This is a genomic window from Agromyces sp. MMS24-K17 (assembly GCF_043950245.1).
GTDB lineage: Bacteria > Actinomycetota > Actinomycetes > Actinomycetales > Microbacteriaceae > Agromyces.
Map to the genome: position 1 here is coordinate 4,069,428 of NZ_CP171640.1, position 21,530 is coordinate 4,090,957.

Consider the following 21,530-nt stretch of genomic DNA (forward strand, 5'->3'; position numbering starts at 1 on the left):
CCGCGGTCCTGACCGCCTACTCCCCGCCATCCGACCCCGTGTCACGGGTCGCGATCCAGTACACGGTGTACGAGTACCCCGCGACGAGCACGCTGCCGAGCGCGATCTCGCCGCCGAGCTGCGCGGCTTGGGCCACGGTCGACACCGACAGGTAGCCGTTCTTGATCGGGAACATGAGGCCGGTCGGGATGCCCTTGATGCCGTTCACGCGAAGCTGCGCGACGGTCTCGGCGAGCGCCTCCTCGATACCGCGCATGAGATACGACTTCTTGTACAGCGTCATGCCCAGGCTCGCGCGGAACTCGCGGAACGCCACGAGCTTGGGGCTCAGGATCGAGTGGACCTGCTCGTGGAACTTGGCGAGATTCTGCTCGGCGGCGGTGCCCTGGGTCGAGTACCAGTAGTCGCCGTACTTGTTGGTGCCGCCGGTTCCGGCGCCCTTCGTGGCATCCCCCTTGACGGTGGGCTTGTGGAACCGTGCCCGCTCCCCCGCCGCGGCGACGTCGCCCGCCGCCGCGGCGGCCGTGTTGTCGGCGGAGGCCGCAGCATCCGCTGCCACCCCGAACCGGGTCGCGGCCTTGCGGCTGAGCTCGCCCGCCGCCTCCTCGCCGACCGCGGCGACCGCGCGGGCTCGGAAGGCCCCGAGCGCCGCGGGCGTACGGAGCGCCGCGAGGGCACGTGCGCTCGGACGAATCGCTCGCGCGAGGGGCCCGAGCTCGAGACCGAGCGCCAGGGCGTCGATCATCACCCACGCGAGGGTGGGCTCCTTCAGCGAGATGTCGGCTTCGGATTCCTCGAGCGCCACGTTCTCGGCGGCGGTCTCGTTGCGGTAGTCGGAGATGCTGCCCGCCAGGTTGCCGACGCCCCACGCGGCTGCGACGGCCATGCCCGCGGCCGGCGTGAAGACGAGGCCGGCGACCACGGACGTCACGATCGCCAGGGCGACCTTCACCCAGCTGAGGAACGTCTCGTCGGATTCGATCTCGGAGATGCGGCGCTGCACCGCCGCGATCAGCACGGGGTCGTCGACGTTCAGGCGCTGCAACGTGATCTGCAGGACGTTGCGGAGGTTCCAGACCTTGAGCTCGTCGTCGGCGATCGCGCGGCGCACCCTGGCGATGTTCTCGAGGATGTCGGCGACCGGGCTGCGCACCACCTCGCCGAGTTGGTCGTAGGAGGCCATCGAGAACATGCCGGGGCGATAGGTGGAGTTGAGCAGGATCGGGTACTCGCGCCCGAAGCCGAACCGCGCCGCGTCATAGACCGCGCGCTGCTTCGGCGCGAGGTTGCGATTCTTGTCGAGATTCGCGATATCGACGAGCACGCTCCGCTCGTGCTCGGGGATCATCGCCTCGAACTCCTCGGGCGTCGGCACGCCGGCCGCGGGCGCGAACCGACGCAGCGCGTCCTCCGCGACCCGGATGGACAGCTCGGCAGGGTGAGGATCGATCTGGGCGAGCGTGCGGTCGGCGTCGAGCAGTCCGTCGATGTCTGGACTGCAGACGTTCTGCGAGTACCGCTGCTGCTCGGCGCGGGCCTCCTGCTCGTTGGCGGTCAGCATGCCGTCGGCCACGAGGCGTGCCTCACGGAGGAACATCCGGGGGAACTCGTCGTTCACCAATCGCAACAGCGCCGCTTCGTCGGCGACCCCGAGTTGTGCGAGCCGCTCGCGGATGCGTCGGGTGAGGTCTTCCTCGTAGCTGTGGGCGGCCGCGTACTCCTCGAACAGTCCGCCCTGGTCGCCGCCGGCGGTTCGGGCCCGGGCCTCCATGTCGGCGAGCGACCGGCGCGCGGCGTCGCGCTGCTCGATCATGCCGACGAGGGCGCTGCCCCCGGTGGCACGGCGCAACCGGTCGGCATCCGCCTCGTCGAGCGCCGGACGCAGTAGCGACGAGTACCGGTCGGGTAGCGGCCGGCCATCGGCGCCGACCGGCGCCGGCTTCGGCGCGGGCCCGCCGCCCGTCGCCGCCCACGGTGCCATGCTCATGTTCGGATTCGGCGGCGTGGTCGGCTTGAGCGTGAGCTCCGGCGGAATGGTGAGCGTTTGACGAGCAATGGTCACGGGCGCCATCGCACCGACTCCGCCTCCATGCATGGATGCTGCGACCAGCCAGGCGGTGGCCGCGTTCCCGCCCGTGCGCTGGAGCGCCAGCAGGTCGCTGCCCGGCACGCGCATGACACCGGATGCTCCGCTCACGGAGATCCTGGGTGTCACCGAAGTCCTGGCATCCGCGGTCGAACATGCCGTGCGGCGCTCGACCGCCGCAGTGGGCAGCGGCGAAGCCACCCGGGATGCGCGCAGCATGCCGGGGCCGCCCCGAATCCTGCCGGGGGCCGGCGGCGGACCTCGCATATTCGGACGCTACCCATGCGAGGCCTGCCGCGTCCGCGCGCCGCCCGATCGGGCGGTGGGTGTGCCCGAACGGGCACGAACGGCGGAAGCGGCGGGCGGACGACTCGCGGGCCAGCTGCGCCCCAGCATGCTCTGCCGGCGGGCCGCTGTCACCGGGCGTGTTCGTATTACGGAGCGTCGAGCCGACCGGCCCGCGGCGCACGGGCCGGCCCGTGACATCCCGCCGCGACCCGAGTAGCGTCCCCACGGTCCCACCGCGACGACGAGGAGGCATCGCCATGGCCGAAGTCCTGATGTTCCACCACGCGCTCGGCCCGACCGACGGGTTGCGGGCGTTCGCCGACGAACTCCGCGCAGCCGGTCACACGGTGCACACGCCCGACCTGTTCGAGGGTCGCACGTTCGGCACGATCGACGAGGGCGTGGGGTACGCGAAGGAGATCGGCTGGGAGGAGGTCATGGCGCGAGCGGCCCGGGCGGCGGAGCCGCTGCCGAACGAGCTCGTGTACGCGGGCTTCTCGCTCGGGGTCGTGCCGGCGCAGTACCTTGCACAGACGCGGCCGGGCGCAGCGGGCGCACTGTTCTTCTACTCGGCGCTGCCGCCGTCGGAGTTCGGGGAGTGGCCGGCGTCCCTTCCGGTGCAGATCCACGGGGCCGACGCCGACCCGATCTTCATCGACGAGGGTGACGTCGACGCGGCCCGCGAGATCGTCGCGGCGGCCGACGACGGCGACCTCTTCCTCTACCCCGGCGACCAGCACTACTTCGCCGACTCGAGCCTGCCGAGCTACGACGCGGATGCGGCCAGGCTCCTGACCGATCGCGTGCTGGCGTTCCTCGATCGGGTCGGCTGAGGCGAGCCCTCACCGTCCGTGCTGGAAGACTGGACGGATGCGCACGCCCCCGCCGACCGACCGCACCCTGACCGCACTCGTTGACGGGGCCGAGACCTGGGGGCCGCTCCAGTGGTGGCAGCTGGAGCTTCGCTCGTTCAGGCGGGCGCCGACCGCGCACCATGCCTTGATGGTGCTCGCCCCCAAGGACGCGGTTCGCAGCGAGCGCCCCGGGATCACGGCCGGAAGCTGCCTGCAGTCGCTCGCCTACATGTTCCTGCTCGTCGCACCGTTCCTGGGCGCGGCGGCGATGCTCGAGTGGCTGCCCGGACGCGACTCCTACGACTTCCCGCTGGCGTTCGCAGGAATCCTGACGCTGATCTCGCTGCCCGTCACCGGGTGGAGCGAGCTCCAGCGTCACCGACACCCTCGCGCGGTCGCGAAGTCGGCGCTGCGCTCGAACACGCTGTTGCACATCGTGCCGGGCGCCGTGACGTTGCTGATCGGCCTGACCGCGGGCGGTGACCTGCTCGACGCCGGCGCATGGGCCTGGATCGCCGTGATCGCGATCGATGTGGCGATCTACCTGGCGATCCTGATGCGCGGCAACACGACGGCCGGTGGCCCGCAGAACCCCCACGACAACGTCGACCAGGCCATGACGGAGATGCCCGCCGAGCAACTCCGCGACATCCTGGCCGAACGGAACGCGGCGATCGACCGCCTCGTCGAGCGGGGGCACATCGACCCTGCGGTCGGCGCCGAGGCACGCGCGACCGCGCCGGGCAGGCTGGCGCTCACGCTCGCCCCGGACGCGGCTTCCGACTACTACCGGCCCGACCGGGCCTGACGGCATGACGTTCGCATTCGTCCTCCCGTCGTCGAAGACGCTGCTCCACGTGCAGACGTCGGATCAGGATGCCGCGCGGTCGAGCCGCATCGCCGCGGAGTTGCGCAGCGACTACGAGCGCTGGTCACGGTGGATGCTCGGACTCGCCGCCTTCCTCGTCGCCGCGATCGGGGTGTTCGTGGTCGGCGGGATGCTCGATGCGATTGCGGCGCTCGACGGCGCCGTGGCACCGGTCGACCTCGTCGTGATCGCGCTGGCCGCGGCGCTCGCGATCGCGGCATCCGGGGCACTGGCGAAGCTGTGGCGAACGGGTCGCGCCCTGACGATCGCCACGGCGGCCTGGCTGCGCGCTCCGTTCGCCGGCGGCGCGCGGCCGCGCAGGAGCGGGGGGGTGGGTGCTCGCGCGCACCGTGAACTTCGAGCCGCCGATCTTCGCCCGCCTGGTCACCGCCGCGCTGGCCTTCCTCTGCTCCGTCTCGGGGATCGCCATCCTGGTTCGAGATCTCGTGGAGGGCGCGTTCGGCGGGTTCTCCGCCGCGGCCGGACTGATCGGGCTGCTCGCGCTCGCCTGCGGGGTCGGCCAGGCCGGCGGCGTGATCAGGATCGTGTCAGGCGTGAGCGAGGGCGACCCGCTGTGGGCGCGCCTCCGATCCGCACGATGAGAGTGCCGCAGGCGCGGCAGGGCGCTGCCCCGCGCTCGTCGCTCACCCCTCGACGAGCGGGTGCCCCACGACCTCGGCGAGCGCGTTGCCGATGAAGACGGCCGGGTCGGAACACGTGCCGGTGGTGCGGCCGCCGTCCACGGTCGTTCCTTCGGGGCATTCCCCCGACTTGATGTCGCTGTTCGCCAGGACGATGAGCGTGGTGCCCGACTCGAGATGGTGCTGCAGCACCGTGTTGAAGCCGGGCATCGTGCCGTCGTGACCGTACCAGCCGAGCGCGAGGCCCATGCCGAGTCCGTAGGCGCGAGCCGGCGACTGCGGCGCGGTGGTGCCCTCGCCGGTGTACACGGGCAGCGAGAAGTCGAACGAGTCGATGCGCTGCTGCTGCCACTCGGGAGACAGCACGCCGTCGCCGGTGGCCAGGGCCTCGCTCCAGGTGAGCAGGTCGTCGAGGTCGGAGATGACCGAGCCCGCCGTCCACCCCCATGACGGGTTCCAGTCGGTGGTCTCGACGGGCACGCCGTCGTCGACGCCCTGGAGGGTGTACCCGTGGGCGTGCGGTTCGGGGAACGAGGCATCCGTCGGGAAGATCGTCCGGTCGAGGCCCAACGGGCCGAAGACCTGCTCCTGCAGCACGTCTTCGATCGGCTTCCCTGTGACCTGCTCGATGACCATGCCGAGCAGCACGGTGTTGGTGTTCGAGTAGAAGGTCATGGTGCCGGGCGCGAACATCGGCGCCTCGCCCCGCACGATGTCGACGAGTTCCTCGGGGGTCCAGACGTGGTTCGGGTTGCTGAACAGCTCCTGTTCGAACTCCGCGTCGAACGTGTACGACGGGATGCCGCTGCGCATGGCCCCCAGCTCGAAGAGCGTCGCGTCGCCGTTCGGCATGCCGGGCACGTACTGCTCGATCGGGTCGTCGAGCGAGAGCACCCCCTGCTCGGCCAGCTGCATGAGCGCCGTGACGGTGAACGTCTTGGTGACGCTGCCGACGCGGTGGTTGACGTCGGCGGTCATCGGCACCGTCTCGTCCCAGTCCTCGAACCCGATCGTCGCAGCCCACGTGCCCTCGGGCGTCCGCACCCCGATGACCGCGCCGGGCGCGCTGATGCCGGCGAACGCCTCGGTCGCGGCGGCCGCGAGCTGTCCGCCCAGTTCGGCGCCGAGGCCGTCCTCGACGACGGTCAGCGCCCCATCGGATGACGCGGCCGAGGCCTGCCCGGATGGCGGGGCGTCGGTCGACGCCGGCGTGCACCCGGCGACCCCGGTCACGAGCAGCGCACTCAGCGCAACGGTCAGGAAGGTGGTGCGGATTGTGCTCGGCATGTCGTCCCCATTCGATCAAGACCGGGCTTCCCTCACTCTATTGGGGCCCGTCCGATCAGTCGCCCACGACTGAGCCGCCCACCCCGTGAAGCCGCCGCCCACCCCCTGAAGTGGGGCACGACGGTCGACGCTCGGCGCGCTCGCACGGCGTAACGTCGCGCATGAGGGCACGGGCCCTCGAACTGCGTCGTGCGCGAGCCGAGAGGCTGGTAATGCGGGAGATGAGGCGAGGCGCGGTCGCGGTCGCCGCGGCCCTGACGCTGCTGATGACCGGATGCCTCGACGAGGGCGCGACCGTCGAATACGCCGTGCCGACAGCTCCCGCCACGTCGCTCGACGCGCCGATGGACGCGCCGCTCGACCCCGCCCTCCGCGAACAGCTCGAGGCGACGCTCGACGATGGGTTCGCGGCATCCGGAATGCCCGGCGTGGCCGTCGGGCTGTGGGTCCCGGGGTACGGGGAATGGGTCGCGACCCGCGGGGTGTCCGACCTCGACGAGGGCACGCCCATGGACCTGGCGAACCAGTCGAGGATCGGCAGCATCACCAAGACGATCGTCGTGCAGGTCGCGCTCCAGGTCATCGGCGACGGCACGCACGGGCTCTCGCTCGACGACACGATCGCCCCCTGGTACCCCGACTTCCCCGAGGCCGACGCGATCACGCTGCGGATGCTCATGAACATGTCGAGCGGCATCGGACCGCCCGGCGACGCGCAGCTCGAACGCATCTGCGCCGACCCCTACTCGGAGATCACGCCCGACGAGATGATCGCGATCGGCGCCGCGACCCCGCGTATGGACTACGCGCCGGGCGAAGGCATGACGTACTCGGGCTACAACACGTTCCTGCTCGGGCGCATCCTCGAGAAGACGACCGGCACCGAGCTCGGCACGCTCATCGACGAACGCCTGCTGCAGCCGCTCGCGATGAGCCGCAGCCGCTTCGCGCCCGACGCCGTGCTCGCGGAGCCGTTCAACCGCGGCTACTCCGGGTTCTGCCCGGCGCGGGAGCATCCGATCGACACCACCGACTGGACCAACCATGAGGCGTGGGCGGCCGGCGCCATGCTCTCGACGCTCGACGACCTGCACACCTGGGGGATCGCCTTCGGCGAGGGGTTCGGCCTCACCCCCGAGATGCGCGCAGCTCGCATCGACGACCGCGCACCCATCGAGCTCTCGCCGGCGTACTGGTACGGACTCGGTGCGAACGTGCACCTCGACCCCGTCTCGGGCTGCCTGCTCGACCTGAACCACAGTGGCGCCGAACCCGGATACGGCGCTCACGTGCACTACTTCGAGGGGTCCGGCGCGGTGCTCGCCATCGTCGGCAACGGCGACGGCGGCACGGGCGAGGCGTTCGCGGAGGTGATGCGGCCGCTGGTCGCGGCGCTGCCCGAGTCGGTGGCGGCGACGTCGAGCACCGCCTGCCTCAGCGAGTGACGCCGACGATTCGATCGGATGCCGCGGCGACCTCATCGGCGATGAGGTCGGCGTTGAGTGCGCCGGCGACGAGCGACCCGAGCCCGAGCGAGACGGAGACGTTCGCGCGCGGGTTCACGACGTTGCCGACCGCCCAGACGCCGGGCACCGACGTGCGCCCGTCGTCGTCGACGTCGACCCAGTCGCCGAGCTCGCTCACCGTGGTCGACGCGCCGAGCGATCGCAGCAGCCCGTCGCGCGGCCGCATGGTCGGGCCGGTGAAGATCACGCCGATCTCGACCACGCGTCCGTCGACCTCGACACCCCTCAGCCGCGCATCGTCGCCCTCGCCCAGGGTGCGCAGACCGGCGACCGCCCCGGATTCCACGCAGATGCCGCGGCTCGCGAGCCGTTCGAGATCCGCATCGGATGCCGCGCCGACGACGTTCTCGAAGTAGACGACCCGATCCGACCACTGCCGCAGCAACTGCGCCTGCTCGACGCTGCGCGGCGAGGTCGCGACGACGCCGATGACGTCGTGACGGTGCTCCCACCCGTCGCAGTACGGGCAGACGACGACGCCGCGCCCCCACTGCTCGGGGAAGCCGGGGATGTCGGGCAGTTCGTCGCGCAGGCCGGTCGCGACCAGGAGTCGACGCGTCCGGATGGTTCCCTCGGCCGTGTCGACCTCGATGACGCCGCCGTCGAGGCGCGCCGACGACACCTCGCCGCGGAGCATCCGCACCCCGTAGCCGGCCGCCTCGGCACGGCCGCGCTCCAGCAGGGCGAGCGGCGACAGCCCGTCGTGGCCGAGCACGCCGTGCATGTGCGCGGCGAAGCGGTTGCGGGGCTCGGCCGAGTCGATGACGACGACGCGCCGGCGAGCGCGGCCGAGGGAGAGTGCGGCGCTGAGCCCGGCGGGCCCGCCGCCCACGATCACGACATCGATGGGTTCCTGAGGGCTGTCTTCCATGCGTTCCATGCTGGTGTCGGGCGGATGCATCGGCAATGCTTGTTGCCGAACCGGCAACGCGGAAGATGAGGAGCGCCATGGAGGAACGCGATGAACTGGCCGGCATCGGCGAGCGCCTGCGCGCGATCCGCGAGTCCCGCGGCATGACCCTGCGGGCCGTCAGCGAGGCAAGCGGCATCTCGACGAGCACGCTGTCGCGCCTCGAATCCGGCGCGCGCCGCGCCCAGCTCGACCTGCTCCTGCCACTCGCGCGGCTCTACCGGCTGCCGCTCGACGACCTGGTCGGGGCGCCGGCGCTCGGCGATCCGCGCATCCACCCGCGGCCGCGGCTGAAGAACGGGGTCGTGACGGTGCCGCTCTCCGGAGGATCCGGGCCGTGGGAGGCGTTCAAGCAGGTGCATCCGCCGACGCCCGACCAGCCGATCCGCCAGTACGTGCACCCCGGCTGGGACTGGATCTACGTGATCTCCGGCCGCATGCGCCTGCTCCTCGGCGACGACCACCTCATCGTCGAGGCGGGCGAAGCCGCCGAGTTCGACACCCGCGTGCCGCACGGGTTCGCCAACCCCGGTCCAGACCTGCTCGAGGTGCTCTGCCTGTTCAACGCGCAGGGCGCGAAGGTGCACACCCGCGCCTCGGCGTGACGCCGGCCTACCGCGCGGCGGGCGGCATGCACACCGCGTGGTACGAGAGTTCGTGCACGTCGGGCGTGGGCAGGTCGCGGATCACCATGATCTCGTCGTACGGGTCCTCGAGGGGCACCCCCGAGACGTAGGCCATCCCCTGCCCGAGATCGGTGTGCGCGTCGTACCCGTCGCCCTGCCAGAACCGGAACGCCACCCGGGCCAGGTCGTCAGCGCCGACGTTCCCCGCCGTGCGCGCCCGGATCACGACCGTGGGTGCCACGCCGCGATCCCCGTCGGCGAGCACGCACGACTCCCGGGTGAGCTCGGGTTCGCCGATCGCGGCGAGCTGCAGCGACCTGGCCATCCAATCGAGGTGGTCGACGGCGTCGGCCTCGACCTCGGCGACGTCCAAGGAGTGCTGGAAGTCCACGAGGGCCGCGTCCTCGACCCGTCGCACCGCGGATCCGACGACGAAGATGCTCGTCAGGCCGAGCGCGAGGCACACGCACGCGGTGACGAGCGGGCCCCAGCGATGGCGACGCCGGGCCCGCGTGACGGCCCGGTGACGGATGCCCCACCACGCGATCACCGCGAGCGGCACCCCGACCGCCACGGCCATCGCGATGACCGAGTCGGTGAGGAGGGCCGAGGCATCCATGCTCTGGAACGCGTACCCGGCCTGGCTCTGCAGCACGAGGACGGCGCCGATGATCACGCCGGCCACCGCGACGAGCGAGGCGACGACGGCCCCGACGAGCCCGTCCCACTCCGGTGGGCCGGGCTCGATCTCGTGAGGCGACTCGGACGCCTCGCCCTCGACGCGCAGATCCTCCACGGCGGTTCCTCTCGTCGGTGAGCCCGGCGCCGGCACGGTTCCGATCGAACCGTAGCAGGGCCGGGCGGCCCCGCGACGCCCGCCGCGTCAGTCGACCAGCGCCCCCGCCGACAGGTTCGCGATCGCCCCGGTCATCGAGCGGGCGCGGTCGGATGCCGCGAACGCGAGGTACTCGGCGAGCTCGTCGAGCACGGGCAGGCGGCCGAGCATGGTCGTGCCGGCCAGGCCGTCGAGCCAGTCATCCATCGGGATGCCGCCGGCGTCGGCGATGCGGCCGAACATGTCGGCCGTGTACGACGTGGCGAGCGCGTCCGACATGGCGTGCGGTCGCACGCAGACGACGCGCACCCCGTCGGGGCCGAGTTCGCCGGCGAGTGCGCGGGAGAATCCCTCGAGTCCGGCCGACTGCGCCGCGTTGCCGATGAGGCCGCGGCCGGTGAGTCGCGCGCCCGGCGTCGAGATCGTCAGGATGACCCCACTCTGCTGCGAGACCATGTGCCGCGCGGCGGCCTTCGCCGTCACGAAGTTCGTCTGCAGGTACCCGGCGACCGGGTACAGGTAGTCGTCGAGCGAGGTGTCGGCGATCGGTAGGCCCTGCACGTGGTCGAACCCGACCGCGTTCAGGGCGATGTCGATGCGGCCCGCGACCTCGGCCACGGCGTCGACGTGCCGGTCGACCTCGGCCTGGTCCATCGCGTCGACGACGGTGATCGAGACCTCCGCACCCTCGGCGCGTGCGACCGCCGCGGCGGCCTCGAGCCGGGGCAGGCTGCGCCCGGCGAGGAACAGCCGCGCCCCCTCCCGGGCGAACACCCGTGCGGCCGCGCCGCCGATCGACCCGCCTCCGCCGTGGATCACGGCCACCTTGTCCTCCAGCAGCATGGTGCCGCCTCCATTCGTGTGCTCGTTCCTGTTGTGCAATCGAATGGTTGCATATGGCTCAGCAAGACGCAACCCTCAGGTTGCATGAACTCGAGCGCCGCGCCGGAAACCACTCCCCGGCGCGGCGCTCGCTCTTCGTTCCGATGTGATCAGACCACGACGGATGCCTCGAGCCACGCGTCATCCGACACGCGACCGGAAGCCGGCTCCGCACTCCCCCGCCCGTAGGCCTCGAGCAGTCGCAGCCATACCTCGCTGATCGTCGGATACGCCGGCACCGCGTGCCAGAGGCGATCCAGCGGCACCTCCCCGACGATCGCGATGGTGGCGGCCTGCACCAGCTCCGCGACATCCGGCCCGACGAACGTGGCCCCGACGACGACCGAGCGGCCTTCGTCGACGACCATGCGCGCCCGACCCTGGTAGCCCTCGGCGTGCAGGCTCGCGCCGGCGACCCAGCCGATCTCGTAGTCGACGACGCGGGTGCGGAGCCCGGCGGCCGCAGCCGCGGCGGCGGTCAGCCCGACCGACGCGACCTCGGGGTCGGTGAACGTCACCTGCGGCACGGCCCGGTGATCGGCGGTGGCGACGTGCGCGCCCCACGGGGCATCCGACACGCGCTGCCCGTTCGCGCGGGCCGCGATCACGTCGCCCGCCGCGCGCGCCTGGTACTTGCCCTGGTGGGTGAGCAGCGCGCGGTGGTTCACGTCGCCGACGGCGTACAGCCAGTCGAAGCCGGGCACGCGGAGCGTGTCGTCGGTCTCGAGCCACGAGCCCGGGTCGAGCCCGATGGTCTCGAGTCCGATGCCGACGGTGCGCGGCACGCGTCCGGTGGCGACGAGCACCTCGTCGGCATGCACGAGCGCGCCGGTGGAGGTCTCGAGCGTCACGCCCGAGGCATCCCGCGCGACCCTCGTCGTGCCGGTGCGGAGCAGCAGTCGCACGCCCCGCTCGCGGAGCGAGTCGGCCACCTGCTCGCCGGCGAACGGCTCCATGCCGTCGAGCAGGTCACCGCGGGCGATCAGCGTCACCTCGGCGCCGAACCCGGCGTATGCGGTCGCCATCTCGGCCGCGACGACGCCGCCGCCGATGATCGCGAGCCGCCCGGGCACCTGCCTGACGCTGGTCGCGTCGCGGCTCGTCCACGGGTTCGCCTCGCGGAGGCCCGGGATGTCGGGGATGAGCGGGTCGGAACCGGTCGCGACGGCGACCGCGTGACGGGCGACGAGCACGACGGTCGAGCCATCCGCTCGCGTGACGGTCACCTCGCGGATGCCGCTGAGCCGGCCGTGCCCTCGGACGAGCGCGATGCCCGCTCCGTGGACCCAGTCCGCCTGTCCGGCGTCCGACCAGTTGCCGACGACGCGGTCGCGACGCGCGAGCACCGCGGCGACGTCGAGTTCGCCGGCGACGGCCTCGGCCGCGCCGGGCACCCGCCGCGCCGCCTCGAGGGCGGCCTGCGAGCGCAGCAGCGCCTTCGAGGGCATGCACGCCCAGTAGCTGCATTCGCCGCCGACCAGCTCGTGCTCGACGATGACGCTGGTCAGGCCGCCCTGCACGGCCCGATCGGCGACGTTCTCGCCGACGGCTCCGCCGCCGAGGACGATGAGGTCGAACTCCTCGACCAGGGTGCTGCCGGTATCGGTACCGGGTTCGGTGCGCATGGTGCTCAGTGCTCCTTCTGCGAGGTGGCCGCCGCGGGCGGCCGGTGGGTGACGCCGGGGCGCCCGCCGCGCGTCGCGAGGTCGCGACGTGCGGCGGCGGCCCGGAGCCGGGCGAGTTCGGGTCGTTGGCCGGCGAGGTACCAGATCAGTTGCATCGCGAGCTCCGGATGCCTCAGCGCTGGTCGAGTTCGCGGCTGAGCCGGTAGCCGGCGGCGGTGAGGGCGTCGGTCATGTGCCCCGCGTACCAGTCGGGCCAGGCTTCGTCGAAGACGCCGCCGAGTTCGTCAGCCTCGAAGGCGCCGTGCGCTGCGGCGGCGGCCTCGAGGAGGCGCAGGAGCAGCTGGCGGATCGTGGGGGTGCCGGTGGCGCCGGCGTCCACGTCGATCTGGGCGTCCATGGCTCAACGCCCCGGGAGGCGGTCGACGATCTCCTGCAGCAACCAGCCGTTGCCGTCGGGGTCGCTGAAGGAGGCGAACGACGCGTAGTCGGCGCGCTCGGGGTGGGCGCCGAGGATGCGGTGGTCGGCGCCGGGGTGCACGAAGATGCCGGCCTCGTGGAAGACCTCCGACACGTCGACGCCGCGTGCGGCGAGGTCGGCGCGAGCCTGCTCGATGTCGGGGACGACGAGGAGCATGCGGTCGACCGATCCCGCGGGGGCGGTCGTGAGTCCGGCGCCGAAGATGATCGACGCCTGCGACCCGGGCGGGGTGAGCTGGACGACTCGGTAGCCCTCGTCGACCGCGAAGTCGGCGTCGAGGCGGAAGTCGAGCTTCTCGTAGAAGGCCTTCGCGCGGTCCACGTCGGAGACGGGGAGGACGATGACCTCCAGCTTGAGTTCCATGGTGATTCACTCCTCATTTAGGATCATTTGATCCTGATGCAGGAGTAAACGGTGCGAGAGGCGTACGCTATTCCCGTGTCGACGAGGAACTACGAGGATGCCTGCGGTATCGCCCGATCGCTCGACGTGATCGGCGAACGCTGGGCGCTGCTCGTCGTACGCGAACTCGTCTTCGGGCCCAAGCGGTTCACCGACCTGCGGGCGGGCCTCAAGGGCATCAGCCAGAACGTGCTCAGCCAGCGCCTGCGCGATCTCGAGGCCGCCGGCATCGTGCGGCGCACGCTGCTCGGCCCGCCGGCGAGCACCCGGGCCTACGAACTGACCACCCTCGGGCACGAGCTCGAACCGGTGCTCGTCGCCATGTCGCGGTGGGGCGCCCGGACGCCGGTGCCCGAGGGCGCCGAGATGAGCAACGACGCGTTCGCACTCGCGCTGAAGTCGCTGTTCGTGCCGTCACCGGGCGCCGCCGGATTCCGTGGCCGCGCCCGCGTGCAACTCGTGCGCGACGCGTTCGACGTCGAGATCGGCGCCGACGAGGCAGCCGGCGCGGGTGCCGACCGCATCGACGTCGCCCGCGCCGCCGGCCCCGATCCGTCCCTCGTGATCGAGGGCGCCGAATCCACCCTGCGGGCCGTCATGTTCGGCCGCCGCACGCTTCCCGCGGCGCTGCGCGCCGGCGACCTCCGCATCGAGGGCGATGCCGGCGAGGCATCCGCGTTCCTCGCACGCTTCGCGCTGCCGGACTGAGCCCGTTCGCCGATCGAGGAGCCCGGCTCAGTCCTCGATGACGTCGAGTCCCTGGTCGACGAGCGCGGCGAGCCCGTCGCGCATCTGCTGCACCTGCTCCGGCGAGTGCCCGACCCAGTCGAGGAGCTCGCCGACCACCCGGACCGGCTCGGTCGTGCGGTACGACCGCGTCGGGTTGCCGGGGAACTTCTTGTCGGTCACGTTCGGGTCGTCCTCGAGGTCGCCCGTCGGCTCGACGAGGTAGATGCGGCCCGGGCCATCCCCCGCCGCGAGCTCCGCGCCCCACGCGGCCGCGTCGAGCGTCTGCGTCACGTAGACGTGCCGCATCGCGAGCCCGCTCCGGTAGTTCGACGGGCGCCGAGCCTCCAGCAGGTCGCCCACCCGGAGGTCGGCCTTCGTGCCGTGCAGGTACGCACCCGACTCGTGGACCTCGAACGGAATCGGCGCGCCGGTCATGGCAGGGACCCTACTCCACCGGCGGCGACCCGGTGCGACGCGGCCCGGGGCATCCGTCACAGGAGTCCGGGACATCCGGTCTGTGCTGGTGTCGCGGGCTGCACGGCCCGCCGGAAGGGATCACCATGGACTCCGACACCCGCCGCCCGCTCGAGGGCCACGTCGTGCTCGTGACCGGGGCGTCGTCGGGCATCGGCCGCGCGACCGCGCTGGCCCTGTCGGCCGCGGGCGCGCGCGTCGCCGTCGGCGCGCGCCGCACCGACCGGCTCGACTCCCTCGTCGCCGAGGTGGAGCAGGCGCAGGCTCCCGGCGAGATCGTGGCGCTGGCGCTCGACGTGACCGACCCCGCTTCGGTCGAGCGCGCCGTCGCCGCGACCCTCGGCCGGTTCGGCCGGCTCGATGCCCTCGTGAACAACGCCGGACTCATGCAGAGCGGACTCATCCTCGGCGCCGACGTGCGCGAGTGGCAGCGCATGGTCGACACCAACCTGCTCGGCTCGATGTACGCCGTGCACGCCGCGTTGCCGCACCTGCTCGCGTCGAAGGGGTCGATCGTGCAGGTTTCGTCGACGGCGGCACGGTCGGCCTCGCTCGGCAGCGGCGTCTATGCCGCGACGAAGTTCGGCATCGGCGCCTTCACCGAGTCGCTGCGCCAGGAGGTCACCGCGCGCGGCGTGCGGGTGATCTCCATCCAGCCGGGGTTCGTCGACACCGAACTCACGAGCCACATCACCGACCCGACGATGCAGGCGGCGGCCGCTGAGATCGCCTCGTCGATGCGCACCCTCCAGCCCGACGACATCGCCGCGGCGATCGTCTACGCGCTCAGCCAGCCCGAGCACGTGTCGGTCAACGAGATCCTCGTGCGACCCACCGACCAGGTGCGGTGAACGGATGCCCCGCCGCGGCACTTCCGCCCGACAACCGCCCGGCGTAGCGTGAGCGGCGTCCGCCGGACGAGGGGGTTCCGATGGCCGAGCAGGTCGCCGACCGCGATCCGTCGCGGGCGCACTGGATGGAGCTGTTCTTCGACCTCATCTTCGTCGCGCTCGTCGGGCAGCTCGCGCACCCGTTGCACGACCACCCGTCGATCGGCGGGCTCCTGGTGTTCACCGCGCTGTTCGCATCGGTGTGGTGGTCGTGGGTGAACCTGACGTTCACGGTCAACGTGATGCCGTCGCTCACGCGGCGGCAGCTCTCGCTCGTGATGCTCGCCGCGATGGTCGCGGTCGGGGCCATCGCGGTCGCCGCGCCGGAGGCCACCGGCGAGCGAGCCTGGTTGTTCGCCGCCGGGAACGCGGCGCTGCGCCTCGTGCTGCTCGGCCTCTGGATCGCGCAGTCCTGGAGCGTCGGCGCCGCGTCGCGCACCCGACTGCTCGTCTACAACGGCGCGACGGCGGTGCTCTGGTTCGTCTCGATCTGGCTGCCGAGCCCGTGGATGTTCGTGCTGTGGGGCGTCAGCATCGTGGTCGAGGTGACGCTGCTCGTCGCCACCACCAGCCGGTGGGCGGCCCGCGTGCTGCCGCGCATGAACACCGAGCACCTGTCGGAGCGGTTCGGGCTGCTCGTCGTCATCGTGCTCGGCGAATCGGTGCTCACCATCGTCGGCTCGCTCGACGGGCACTGGGGCCTGCCGTCCGGGATCGTCGCGCTGTTCGGCCTCGCCGTGATCTCGCTGCTCGCCTGGTCGTTCTTCCTGTACGGCACCGACGCGATGCGCGTCGGGCTCGAGCACCTGCGCGAGGTCGGCGACTACCGGGCGATCCGCGACACCGTCGCGTTCCTTCCGTTCCTCATCGTGGTGGGCGTCACCGCCATCTCGGGCGCGCTCGACGCCGCGATCCGGCATCCCGACGAGCCCCTGCCCGAGGCATCCGCCATCGCCCTCTGCGGGGGCATCGCGATCTTCTACGCGACGAACGCGACCATCTCGCTGCGTTTCGGCAGGCCGCTCCGCGACGTGCTGCGCTGGGCGATCCCGGCGCTGGTGCTGACCATCGCCCTCGGGCTCGCGGCGTCGGTCGTCGACGCGGCGCTCGCGATCGGCGCCGCCGTCGTCGTGCTCGCCATCATCGTCGGGACATCCGAGGTGACCAACCGGCGCCGGGTGCGCGCCGACGCCGCGTGACGCGGCGCGCAGCGAGGGCGGGCGGATGCCTCGCTACGCCCAGCCGAGCTCGCGGAGGCGCGCGTCGTCGAGCCCGAAGTAGTGCCCGATCTCGTGCACCAGCGTGATCCGCACCCGGGTGCGCAACGCGTCGAGGTCGGCGCTGTGCTCCTGGAGGTTGTTCTTGAACAGCGTGATGCGGTCGGGCAGTTCGCCGTAGCCGTACACGCCGCGCGTCTTCAGCGGCCGCCCGCTGTACAGGCCGAACAGCCGCGGACGCTCCCCGGGCGGCTGGTTCGCGATCAGGATGGCGACGTTCTCGACGCCGCGCACCATGTCGTCGGGCAGCGCGTCGAACTCGTCGGCGACGAGCCGCTCGAAGTCGTCGTCGGAGATCTCGACCATCTCCCCATTGTGCGCGCGGTTCGGCCGGCGCGGTCCAGGCTGCCGGTTCAGGTTGCCCGGGTTCAGGCTGCCCGGGTTCAGGCGTGCGCGCGGTCGGCCACGCGGCGCGCGAACTCGCGGCTGACCGCGGTGACCCAGCCGCAGTGCTCGCAGGTGACGGCGTACGTGCGCGAGAACGTGAACAGCGGGAGGAAGAACAGCCACAGCCGACTGCCCAGTTCGATGACGTGCTGCGCCGCCTCCTCGTGGCAGTGATCGCAGTGGAACCGCACCACCGCCAACTCCCGCTCGCGCGGGAACACCCCGATGAAGAGGAACATGTGCCGATGGTACGTCCGCGATGCCGCGTGCGCGCCCTACTCGCGAGGTCGACCGAGCTCCGCCGCGATCGCCGCACCCAGCACGGCGGCGCCCGCCTCCGTCGGGTGCAGCCCGTCGGATGACAGGCCGTCGCGGAACCGCCCGTCGGAGGTGCGGAGCCCGGCCGAGGCGTCGACGAACCGCCAACCGCGGTCATCAGCGAGGTCGGCGAGCCGGTCGTTGTGCTCGTCGGCACCGGCGGGGAGCGCGTCCATCGGCGGGATGGAGACGACCAGCACGTCGTCGATGCCGGCGCGGTCGACGATGCGGTCGAGGTTCGCCGCCGTGTCGGCGAACGGCACGGCGAACGCGACGTCGTTCGTGCCCGCGAGCAGCACGAGCACGTCGGCGCCGTAGGGCCTGACCGAGTCGGCCATGCGCGCGGTCGTCGCGCCCCACTCGGCCCAGCCGCCCCCGAAGGTGAAGCCGTCGGCGACGGCGTAGGTCGCCCACGACGCGGCGCCGAGGTCACCGGCCGCGAAGTCGGCACTGTCGGCCGCGGTGATCGAGTCGCCCACGGCGGCGAAGCGGATGCCCCGGGCCTCGGCGGATGGCTCGGGCTCGACGGTGCCGCCCGGCGCGGAGCATCCGACCAGCAGTGCGGCTGCGACCGCGGCGAGCGCGAGGGTGCGGATGCCCAGGCCGACGCCCCCGCCGCGATACTCAGGCCGGGGCATCCGCGACCTGCTCACCCGGCTCACGCGACAGCACGATCGCCGCGGGGAACCGGCGCACGACCCCGCGGAACGGCGCCTGCGCGAGCGCGGCCGCCTCGCCGCCGTCGATGATGCGCGGATGCCCCGCCCGGTGCTCGCGGCCCTTCCACGTCAGCGTGGCGCCTCCGGCAGCGACGACGTTGCGCGCCCAGTTCGTGTGCGCACCCCACGGCAGGCCGATCAGGATGACCTCGCGCGAGGTCGTCGGCACGACCGCGATCGGCGTCGCGTACTCGGTGCCGCTCTTGCGACCGCGGTGGTGGATGACCGCCCACAGCGGGAACCACCGCCGGCCCGCGAGCGCCCGGGCCACGGGCTCGGTCGCCCGGGCGGCCCGGCGCGGCGGGCGCGGGGCATCCGCGGAGGTCATGCCTCCAGCCTCGCGCTCGTGGGGCGTGGGCGCCAGAGGGCGGCGGCTTCGGTCGAGCTTGAGTCGAGCTCGGTCAGAGCTCGATCGGGGGCGGCGCCTGCGGCACGGAGAGGGGCCCCTCGGCGAGGATGCGCTCGACCATCGCGTAGGCCCGATCGGTGAGGGAGTCGCCTGGGAAGAACTCGCCGAAGAGCTCATCGGCTGCGTCGACCGACTCGATGCCGCACAGGGCGAGCAACTGGCGGATGTCATCGGTGTCGCGGCCCGGCCTGCTGGCCTTGAGCTTCATGGCAAGCAGCGCGTCGACCGGCGCGACCTCGATCGTGACGAGCTCGTCGACGTGGATCGCTTCCCAGCGGATCTCGCGACCCCACCCACCACGCGGATGCCGGTGGGTTCTCCGGCTGCGTGCAGTTCCGCGACCAGCTCCCGCAAGCCGTGGATCAGGTCGTCTCGTTCGAAGAGGATCACACGCTCTCCAGCGAGTCACGCCAGACCAGCACGCCGTGGTCGAGGAATTCCGCGGGCACGTCCTCCGGCGACGGCACCGGGTCGGCATCGTCGATCCGGAGCAGCCGCGCACGCTCGAGGCGCCGAGTCGGCTCTCCAACCCAGTCGGGAAGCGGCACACGCTGTTCGTTGAGCCGATACGCCACGAGTGCGGCGATCGCAGCATCCCAGGTTCTCGACCCGGTCGACTCGGGCGCGGTGACGGCGAGGACGCCGCGCAGGAGTCCTCGCTCGCCGACGAGATTGTCGTTCATCTGGATGAAGTAGCGGAACGCGAGCTGTCGTCGATCGCGCCCGAGTGCATCACGGATCTCCGCCGCGATCGTTGCGACGTCGTCGCGGGTGGTCGGCGCCGCGTACAGCCGGTGGCCGGTCGCCGCCAACAGCCGTTGCGCCGTATCGAATCGCGGGACTTCCTGGTTCCGCTCGGCGAGCGCGACTCGACTCTGGGACAGCCCGGACCGTCGCGCGAGCTCGCGCTGGGTGAGGTTGCGAGCGCGACGCGCAGAGCGGACCAGGGTGGCGATGTCGCTCATTGTCGCCCCCTCTCGTCTTCCCATGAATCGGTATACCGAATCATAGCGGAGCCTGCAACCCAATGCCCAGCGTTCAGGCCGCCCACGGCGGAGCATCCGCCGTCGACGCGCCACCGACCGTTCCATCCGTTCGACACCCGGCGTTCGCGGGCACCGCGAGGAACGGCCGCTGCGGGTGGGTACGGAGGACGTGGCCGGCGGGTGAGGTCCAACGGATGACGCCGCCTGGCTCCTGCGTCATCCGCCAGCGGGATCGGTGCTTGAGTCGGTGGTGCTTGCGACAGAGGCAAGCGAGGTTCTCGTGCGAGGTGTCGCCGCCGTGGGCCCAGTCGCGGGTGTGGTCGAGGTCGGTGTCGCGGGCGCGACGGCCGCAGCCGGGGAACCGGCACCCGCCGTCGCGCACCTGCAGGTAGCCGGCGAGGTCGGCCGGCACCCGGTACGTCGTGCGCCCGTAGGAGAGGAACGCGCCCGTCTCGGGGTGGGTGAGGATGCGCTGGAAGCTCGGCGCGTGCGCCGCGAGCCGTCGAGCGGTCTCGGCGTCGATCGGTCCGTAGCCGTCGAGTTCGGCGGGCTCGTCGGTCGCGCCGAGCAGGCTCAGCACCGGCACGGTCACGAGGATGCGCGGCGCGACCACGCCCGTCGCGGTCAGGGCTGCGAAGCCGCCCGCCGCGAGCGTGCCTGCGAGCAGCAGGTCGCCGGCGAGGTCGGCGCGCCGCTGGTCGCGGGTGCGCGGGTCACAGCTGCGCTGGTCGGTGCCGCCGGCCCGGGCCGCGGCGAGGTCGGATGCCTCGCCCTCCGCGCGCGCGATGATCGCGTCGAGGCGCGCCTGCACGGCGATCGCCCGTTCGGCCTCCATGAGGATGCCGAACCAGGCCATGCCGTCGGGCGCGGGCTCGACGCACACTCGGCGCTCGTTCGCGGCGGCCTCGCGGCGCTCGACGAGCGGCACCGGTTCGAGGCGCTCGCGCAGGCGGCGCAGGCTGCGCCGGAGCGACGCGTTCGTCTGGTGCGCCGCCCGGTCGATCGCCTCGCGCTCGATGCGCGCGGTGACCTCGGGCGAGGCGCCGGTCGTGACCTCCAAGATCGTGCGGACCTGCGCGAGCCCGAGGTCGCCGGCCGCGAAGGCCGCCGCGGTCGCCGGCAGTTCGGCGAGCCGGGCCGCTTCGCCGACCATCGCCGAGGCCCGCACCTCGTGGACGACCAGCGTCGTCGCGAGCTCCGCGACGAAGGCGCGGGTCGCGAGCTCGCGCTCGGTCGTCGAACTGCCGTCGTGGACGCCCTCGAGCAGTTCGGCGCGCTCCCGGGCGCGGGCGACGAGCCGCAACTGCTCGGCCTGGGCGCTGCGGATGCCCCGCTCCAACGCCGTGATCGCGTCGAGGTCGGCGGCGAGCGCCTGGTCGAGCGCCGCGTCGAGGTCGACCCCGGCCGACCACGCGATGGGGGCGGTCGGCGGGGGCGTCATACGTCGATTCCACCACCACCCACCGACATTCGAAGCCCCCATGAACCGCAGGTCAGACGACAAATACCCGCCAGCAACCCCGCGCCGTCCGAGCCCCGCACTAGGCTCCCCCGCATGACCGTTCAGCGCCTGGACAACGTCGCCATCGTCGTCGACGACCTCGACGCGGCGATCGCCTTCTTCACCGACCTCGGCCTCGAGTTCGAGGATCGCGCGTTCATCGATGGCGACTTCGCCGACCAGACCGTCGGGCTCGACGGCATCCGCAGTGAGATCGCGATGATGCGCACGCCCGACGGCCACGGCCGGCTCGAGCTGACGACGTACCTCTCGCCCGAGGCATCCGCCCCGTCGCCCGCGGTACCGCCGCCGAACACGCTCGGCCTGCACCGCGTGATGTTCGCCGTCGACGACCTCGACGCCACCCTCGCGCGCCTGCGCCCGCACGGCGCCGAGCCGCTGCGCGACGTCGCGAACTACGAGGACGTCTACCGGCTCTGCTACGTCCGCGGGCCGGCGGGCATCATCGTCGCCCTCGCGGAGCAGGTCGGCTGACGTCGGACCGGGTCGGCAGGTAGGCCGGGCCGGCCGC

At 72.2% G+C, this 21,530-nt stretch carries 26 protein-coding genes; 9 read left to right on the forward strand and 17 right to left on the reverse strand.

The genetic code is table 11. The features are described from left to right. Window positions 1–16: 16 nt before the first annotated feature. Window positions 17–2,197: a hypothetical protein gene (locus ACGGZK_RS18655; RefSeq protein ID WP_395244119.1), complete on the reverse strand. Its 2,181-nt coding sequence runs from the start codon at window positions 2,195–2,197 to the stop codon at window positions 17–19. Between the two features lie 434 nt (window positions 2,198–2,631). On the opposite strand from ACGGZK_RS18655, the gene ACGGZK_RS18660 reads away from it, so the two are divergent. From ACGGZK_RS18660 to ACGGZK_RS18670, 3 genes are all read left to right on the forward strand, one after another. After that, entirely contained in the window at window positions 2,632–3,207 is a 576-nt protein-coding gene (locus ACGGZK_RS18660) for a dienelactone hydrolase family protein (protein ID WP_395244120.1), read from the forward strand. Window positions 3,208–3,244: 37 nt separating this feature from the next. Then, window positions 3,245–4,036 carry a hypothetical protein gene (locus ACGGZK_RS18665; RefSeq protein ID WP_395244121.1) on the forward strand — a complete coding sequence of 264 codons (792 nt, stop codon included), beginning with the start codon at window positions 3,245–3,247 and terminating at the stop codon, window positions 4,034–4,036. A 395-nt stretch (window positions 4,037–4,431) separates the two neighbouring features. Beyond that, window positions 4,432–4,698 (forward strand): hypothetical protein, encoded by a 267-nt coding sequence (locus ACGGZK_RS18670; protein ID WP_395244122.1) that lies wholly within the window; start codon window positions 4,432–4,434, stop codon window positions 4,696–4,698. A gap of 42 nt (window positions 4,699–4,740) precedes the next feature. On the opposite strand, the gene ACGGZK_RS18675 is transcribed toward ACGGZK_RS18670, so the two are convergent. Then, window positions 4,741–6,024, reverse strand: coding sequence for a serine hydrolase domain-containing protein (locus ACGGZK_RS18675; RefSeq protein ID WP_395244123.1), 1,284 nt, complete (start codon window positions 6,022–6,024; stop codon window positions 4,741–4,743). A gap of 212 nt (window positions 6,025–6,236) precedes the next feature. Here ACGGZK_RS18675 and ACGGZK_RS18680 point away from each other — a divergent pair, with 212 nt between their 5' ends. After that, complete coding sequence (locus tag ACGGZK_RS18680) at window positions 6,237–7,469, forward strand: serine hydrolase domain-containing protein (protein ID WP_395244124.1); 1,233 nt, start codon at window positions 6,237–6,239, stop codon at window positions 7,467–7,469. On the opposite strand, the gene ACGGZK_RS18685 is transcribed toward ACGGZK_RS18680, so the two are convergent. Further along, window positions 7,459–8,421, reverse strand: coding sequence for an NAD(P)/FAD-dependent oxidoreductase (locus ACGGZK_RS18685; protein ID WP_395244125.1), 963 nt, complete (start codon window positions 8,419–8,421; stop codon window positions 7,459–7,461). The two genes, ACGGZK_RS18680 and ACGGZK_RS18685, sit on opposite strands and share 11 nt — an antisense overlap. Window positions 8,422–8,498: 77 nt before the next feature. Between ACGGZK_RS18685 and ACGGZK_RS18690 the strand changes: the two genes are divergently transcribed. Continuing rightward, a complete protein-coding gene (locus ACGGZK_RS18690; protein ID WP_395244126.1) occupies window positions 8,499–9,065 on the forward strand; it encodes a helix-turn-helix domain-containing protein in 567 nt (188 codons plus the stop codon). Window positions 9,066–9,072: 7 nt separating this feature from the next. Here ACGGZK_RS18690 and ACGGZK_RS18695 read toward each other — a convergent pair whose 3' ends face one another. The 6 genes from ACGGZK_RS18695 to ACGGZK_RS18720 form a co-directional block, all read right to left on the reverse strand. Then, the gene (locus ACGGZK_RS18695; protein WP_395244127.1) at window positions 9,073–9,882 is read right to left on the reverse strand and encodes a hypothetical protein; all 810 of its coding nucleotides are present in this window, start codon (window positions 9,880–9,882) and stop codon (window positions 9,073–9,075) included. An 87-nt stretch (window positions 9,883–9,969) separates the two neighbouring features. Next, entirely contained in the window at window positions 9,970–10,764 is a 795-nt protein-coding gene (locus ACGGZK_RS18700; protein WP_395244128.1) for an SDR family NAD(P)-dependent oxidoreductase, read from the reverse strand. Window positions 10,765–10,913: 149 nt separating this feature from the next. Continuing rightward, window positions 10,914–12,428 (reverse strand): dihydrolipoyl dehydrogenase family protein, encoded by a 1,515-nt coding sequence (locus ACGGZK_RS18705; RefSeq protein ID WP_395244129.1) that lies wholly within the window; start codon window positions 12,426–12,428, stop codon window positions 10,914–10,916. Window positions 12,429–12,433: 5 nt separating this feature from the next. After that, entirely contained in the window at window positions 12,434–12,583 is a 150-nt protein-coding gene (locus tag ACGGZK_RS18710) for a hypothetical protein (protein ID WP_395244130.1), read from the reverse strand. Window positions 12,584–12,600: 17 nt separating this feature from the next. Continuing rightward, window positions 12,601–12,825: a hypothetical protein gene (locus tag ACGGZK_RS18715; RefSeq protein WP_395244131.1), complete on the reverse strand. Its 225-nt coding sequence runs from the start codon at window positions 12,823–12,825 to the stop codon at window positions 12,601–12,603. 3 nt (window positions 12,826–12,828) lie between these two features. Further along, window positions 12,829–13,269: a VOC family protein gene (locus ACGGZK_RS18720; protein WP_395244132.1), complete on the reverse strand. Its 441-nt coding sequence runs from the start codon at window positions 13,267–13,269 to the stop codon at window positions 12,829–12,831. A gap of 75 nt (window positions 13,270–13,344) precedes the next feature. Here ACGGZK_RS18720 and ACGGZK_RS18725 point away from each other — a divergent pair, with 75 nt between their 5' ends. Continuing rightward, the gene (locus tag ACGGZK_RS18725) at window positions 13,345–14,016 is read left to right on the forward strand and encodes a winged helix-turn-helix transcriptional regulator (protein WP_395244133.1); all 672 of its coding nucleotides are present in this window, start codon (window positions 13,345–13,347) and stop codon (window positions 14,014–14,016) included. 27 nt (window positions 14,017–14,043) lie between these two features. Here the strand turns inward: ACGGZK_RS18725 and arr are convergent, their stop codons facing one another. Next, window positions 14,044–14,472, reverse strand: a complete 429-nt coding sequence (arr, locus tag ACGGZK_RS18730; protein ID WP_395244134.1) for an NAD(+)--rifampin ADP-ribosyltransferase — start codon at window positions 14,470–14,472, stop codon at window positions 14,044–14,046. Between the two features lie 125 nt (window positions 14,473–14,597). Here arr and ACGGZK_RS18735 point away from each other — a divergent pair, with 125 nt between their 5' ends. Both ACGGZK_RS18735 and ACGGZK_RS18740 read left to right on the forward strand, forming a co-directional pair. Further along, complete coding sequence (locus ACGGZK_RS18735) at window positions 14,598–15,362, forward strand: SDR family NAD(P)-dependent oxidoreductase (protein ID WP_395244135.1); 765 nt, start codon at window positions 14,598–14,600, stop codon at window positions 15,360–15,362. Window positions 15,363–15,442: 80 nt separating this feature from the next. Then, window positions 15,443–16,600 carry a low temperature requirement protein A gene (locus ACGGZK_RS18740; protein WP_395244136.1) on the forward strand — a complete coding sequence of 386 codons (1,158 nt, stop codon included), beginning with the start codon at window positions 15,443–15,445 and terminating at the stop codon, window positions 16,598–16,600. A gap of 33 nt (window positions 16,601–16,633) precedes the next feature. Here ACGGZK_RS18740 and ACGGZK_RS18745 read toward each other — a convergent pair whose 3' ends face one another. From ACGGZK_RS18745 to ACGGZK_RS18775, 7 genes are all read right to left on the reverse strand, one after another. Further along, window positions 16,634–16,984 carry a metallopeptidase family protein gene (locus tag ACGGZK_RS18745; protein ID WP_395244137.1) on the reverse strand — a complete coding sequence of 117 codons (351 nt, stop codon included), beginning with the start codon at window positions 16,982–16,984 and terminating at the stop codon, window positions 16,634–16,636. A 77-nt stretch (window positions 16,985–17,061) separates the two neighbouring features. After that, a complete protein-coding gene (locus ACGGZK_RS18750; RefSeq protein ID WP_395244138.1) occupies window positions 17,062–17,304 on the reverse strand; it encodes a zinc-ribbon domain-containing protein in 243 nt (80 codons plus the stop codon). Window positions 17,305–17,340: 36 nt separating this feature from the next. Continuing rightward, entirely contained in the window at window positions 17,341–18,021 is a 681-nt protein-coding gene (locus ACGGZK_RS18755) for an SGNH/GDSL hydrolase family protein (RefSeq protein ID WP_395244139.1), read from the reverse strand. Further along, window positions 18,008–18,430, reverse strand: coding sequence for a nitroreductase family deazaflavin-dependent oxidoreductase (locus tag ACGGZK_RS18760; protein ID WP_395244140.1), 423 nt, complete (start codon window positions 18,428–18,430; stop codon window positions 18,008–18,010). The genes ACGGZK_RS18755 and ACGGZK_RS18760 overlap by 14 nt, the downstream gene beginning before the upstream one ends. A 73-nt stretch (window positions 18,431–18,503) precedes the next feature. Continuing rightward, on the reverse strand, window positions 18,504–18,719 hold the full coding sequence (locus ACGGZK_RS18765) for a hypothetical protein (protein WP_395244141.1): 216 nt from the start codon (window positions 18,717–18,719) through the stop codon (window positions 18,504–18,506). 178 nt (window positions 18,720–18,897) lie between these two features. Then, window positions 18,898–19,476, reverse strand: a complete 579-nt coding sequence (locus tag ACGGZK_RS18770) for a helix-turn-helix domain-containing protein (RefSeq protein WP_395244142.1) — start codon at window positions 19,474–19,476, stop codon at window positions 18,898–18,900. Window positions 19,477–19,549: 73 nt separating this feature from the next. Further along, complete coding sequence (locus ACGGZK_RS18775) at window positions 19,550–20,938, reverse strand: DUF222 domain-containing protein (RefSeq protein ID WP_395244143.1); 1,389 nt, start codon at window positions 20,936–20,938, stop codon at window positions 19,550–19,552. 114 nt (window positions 20,939–21,052) lie between these two features. On the opposite strand from ACGGZK_RS18775, the gene ACGGZK_RS18780 reads away from it, so the two are divergent. Continuing rightward, window positions 21,053–21,493: a VOC family protein gene (locus ACGGZK_RS18780; protein WP_395244144.1), complete on the forward strand. Its 441-nt coding sequence runs from the start codon at window positions 21,053–21,055 to the stop codon at window positions 21,491–21,493. Window positions 21,494–21,530: the final 37 nt, after the last annotated feature.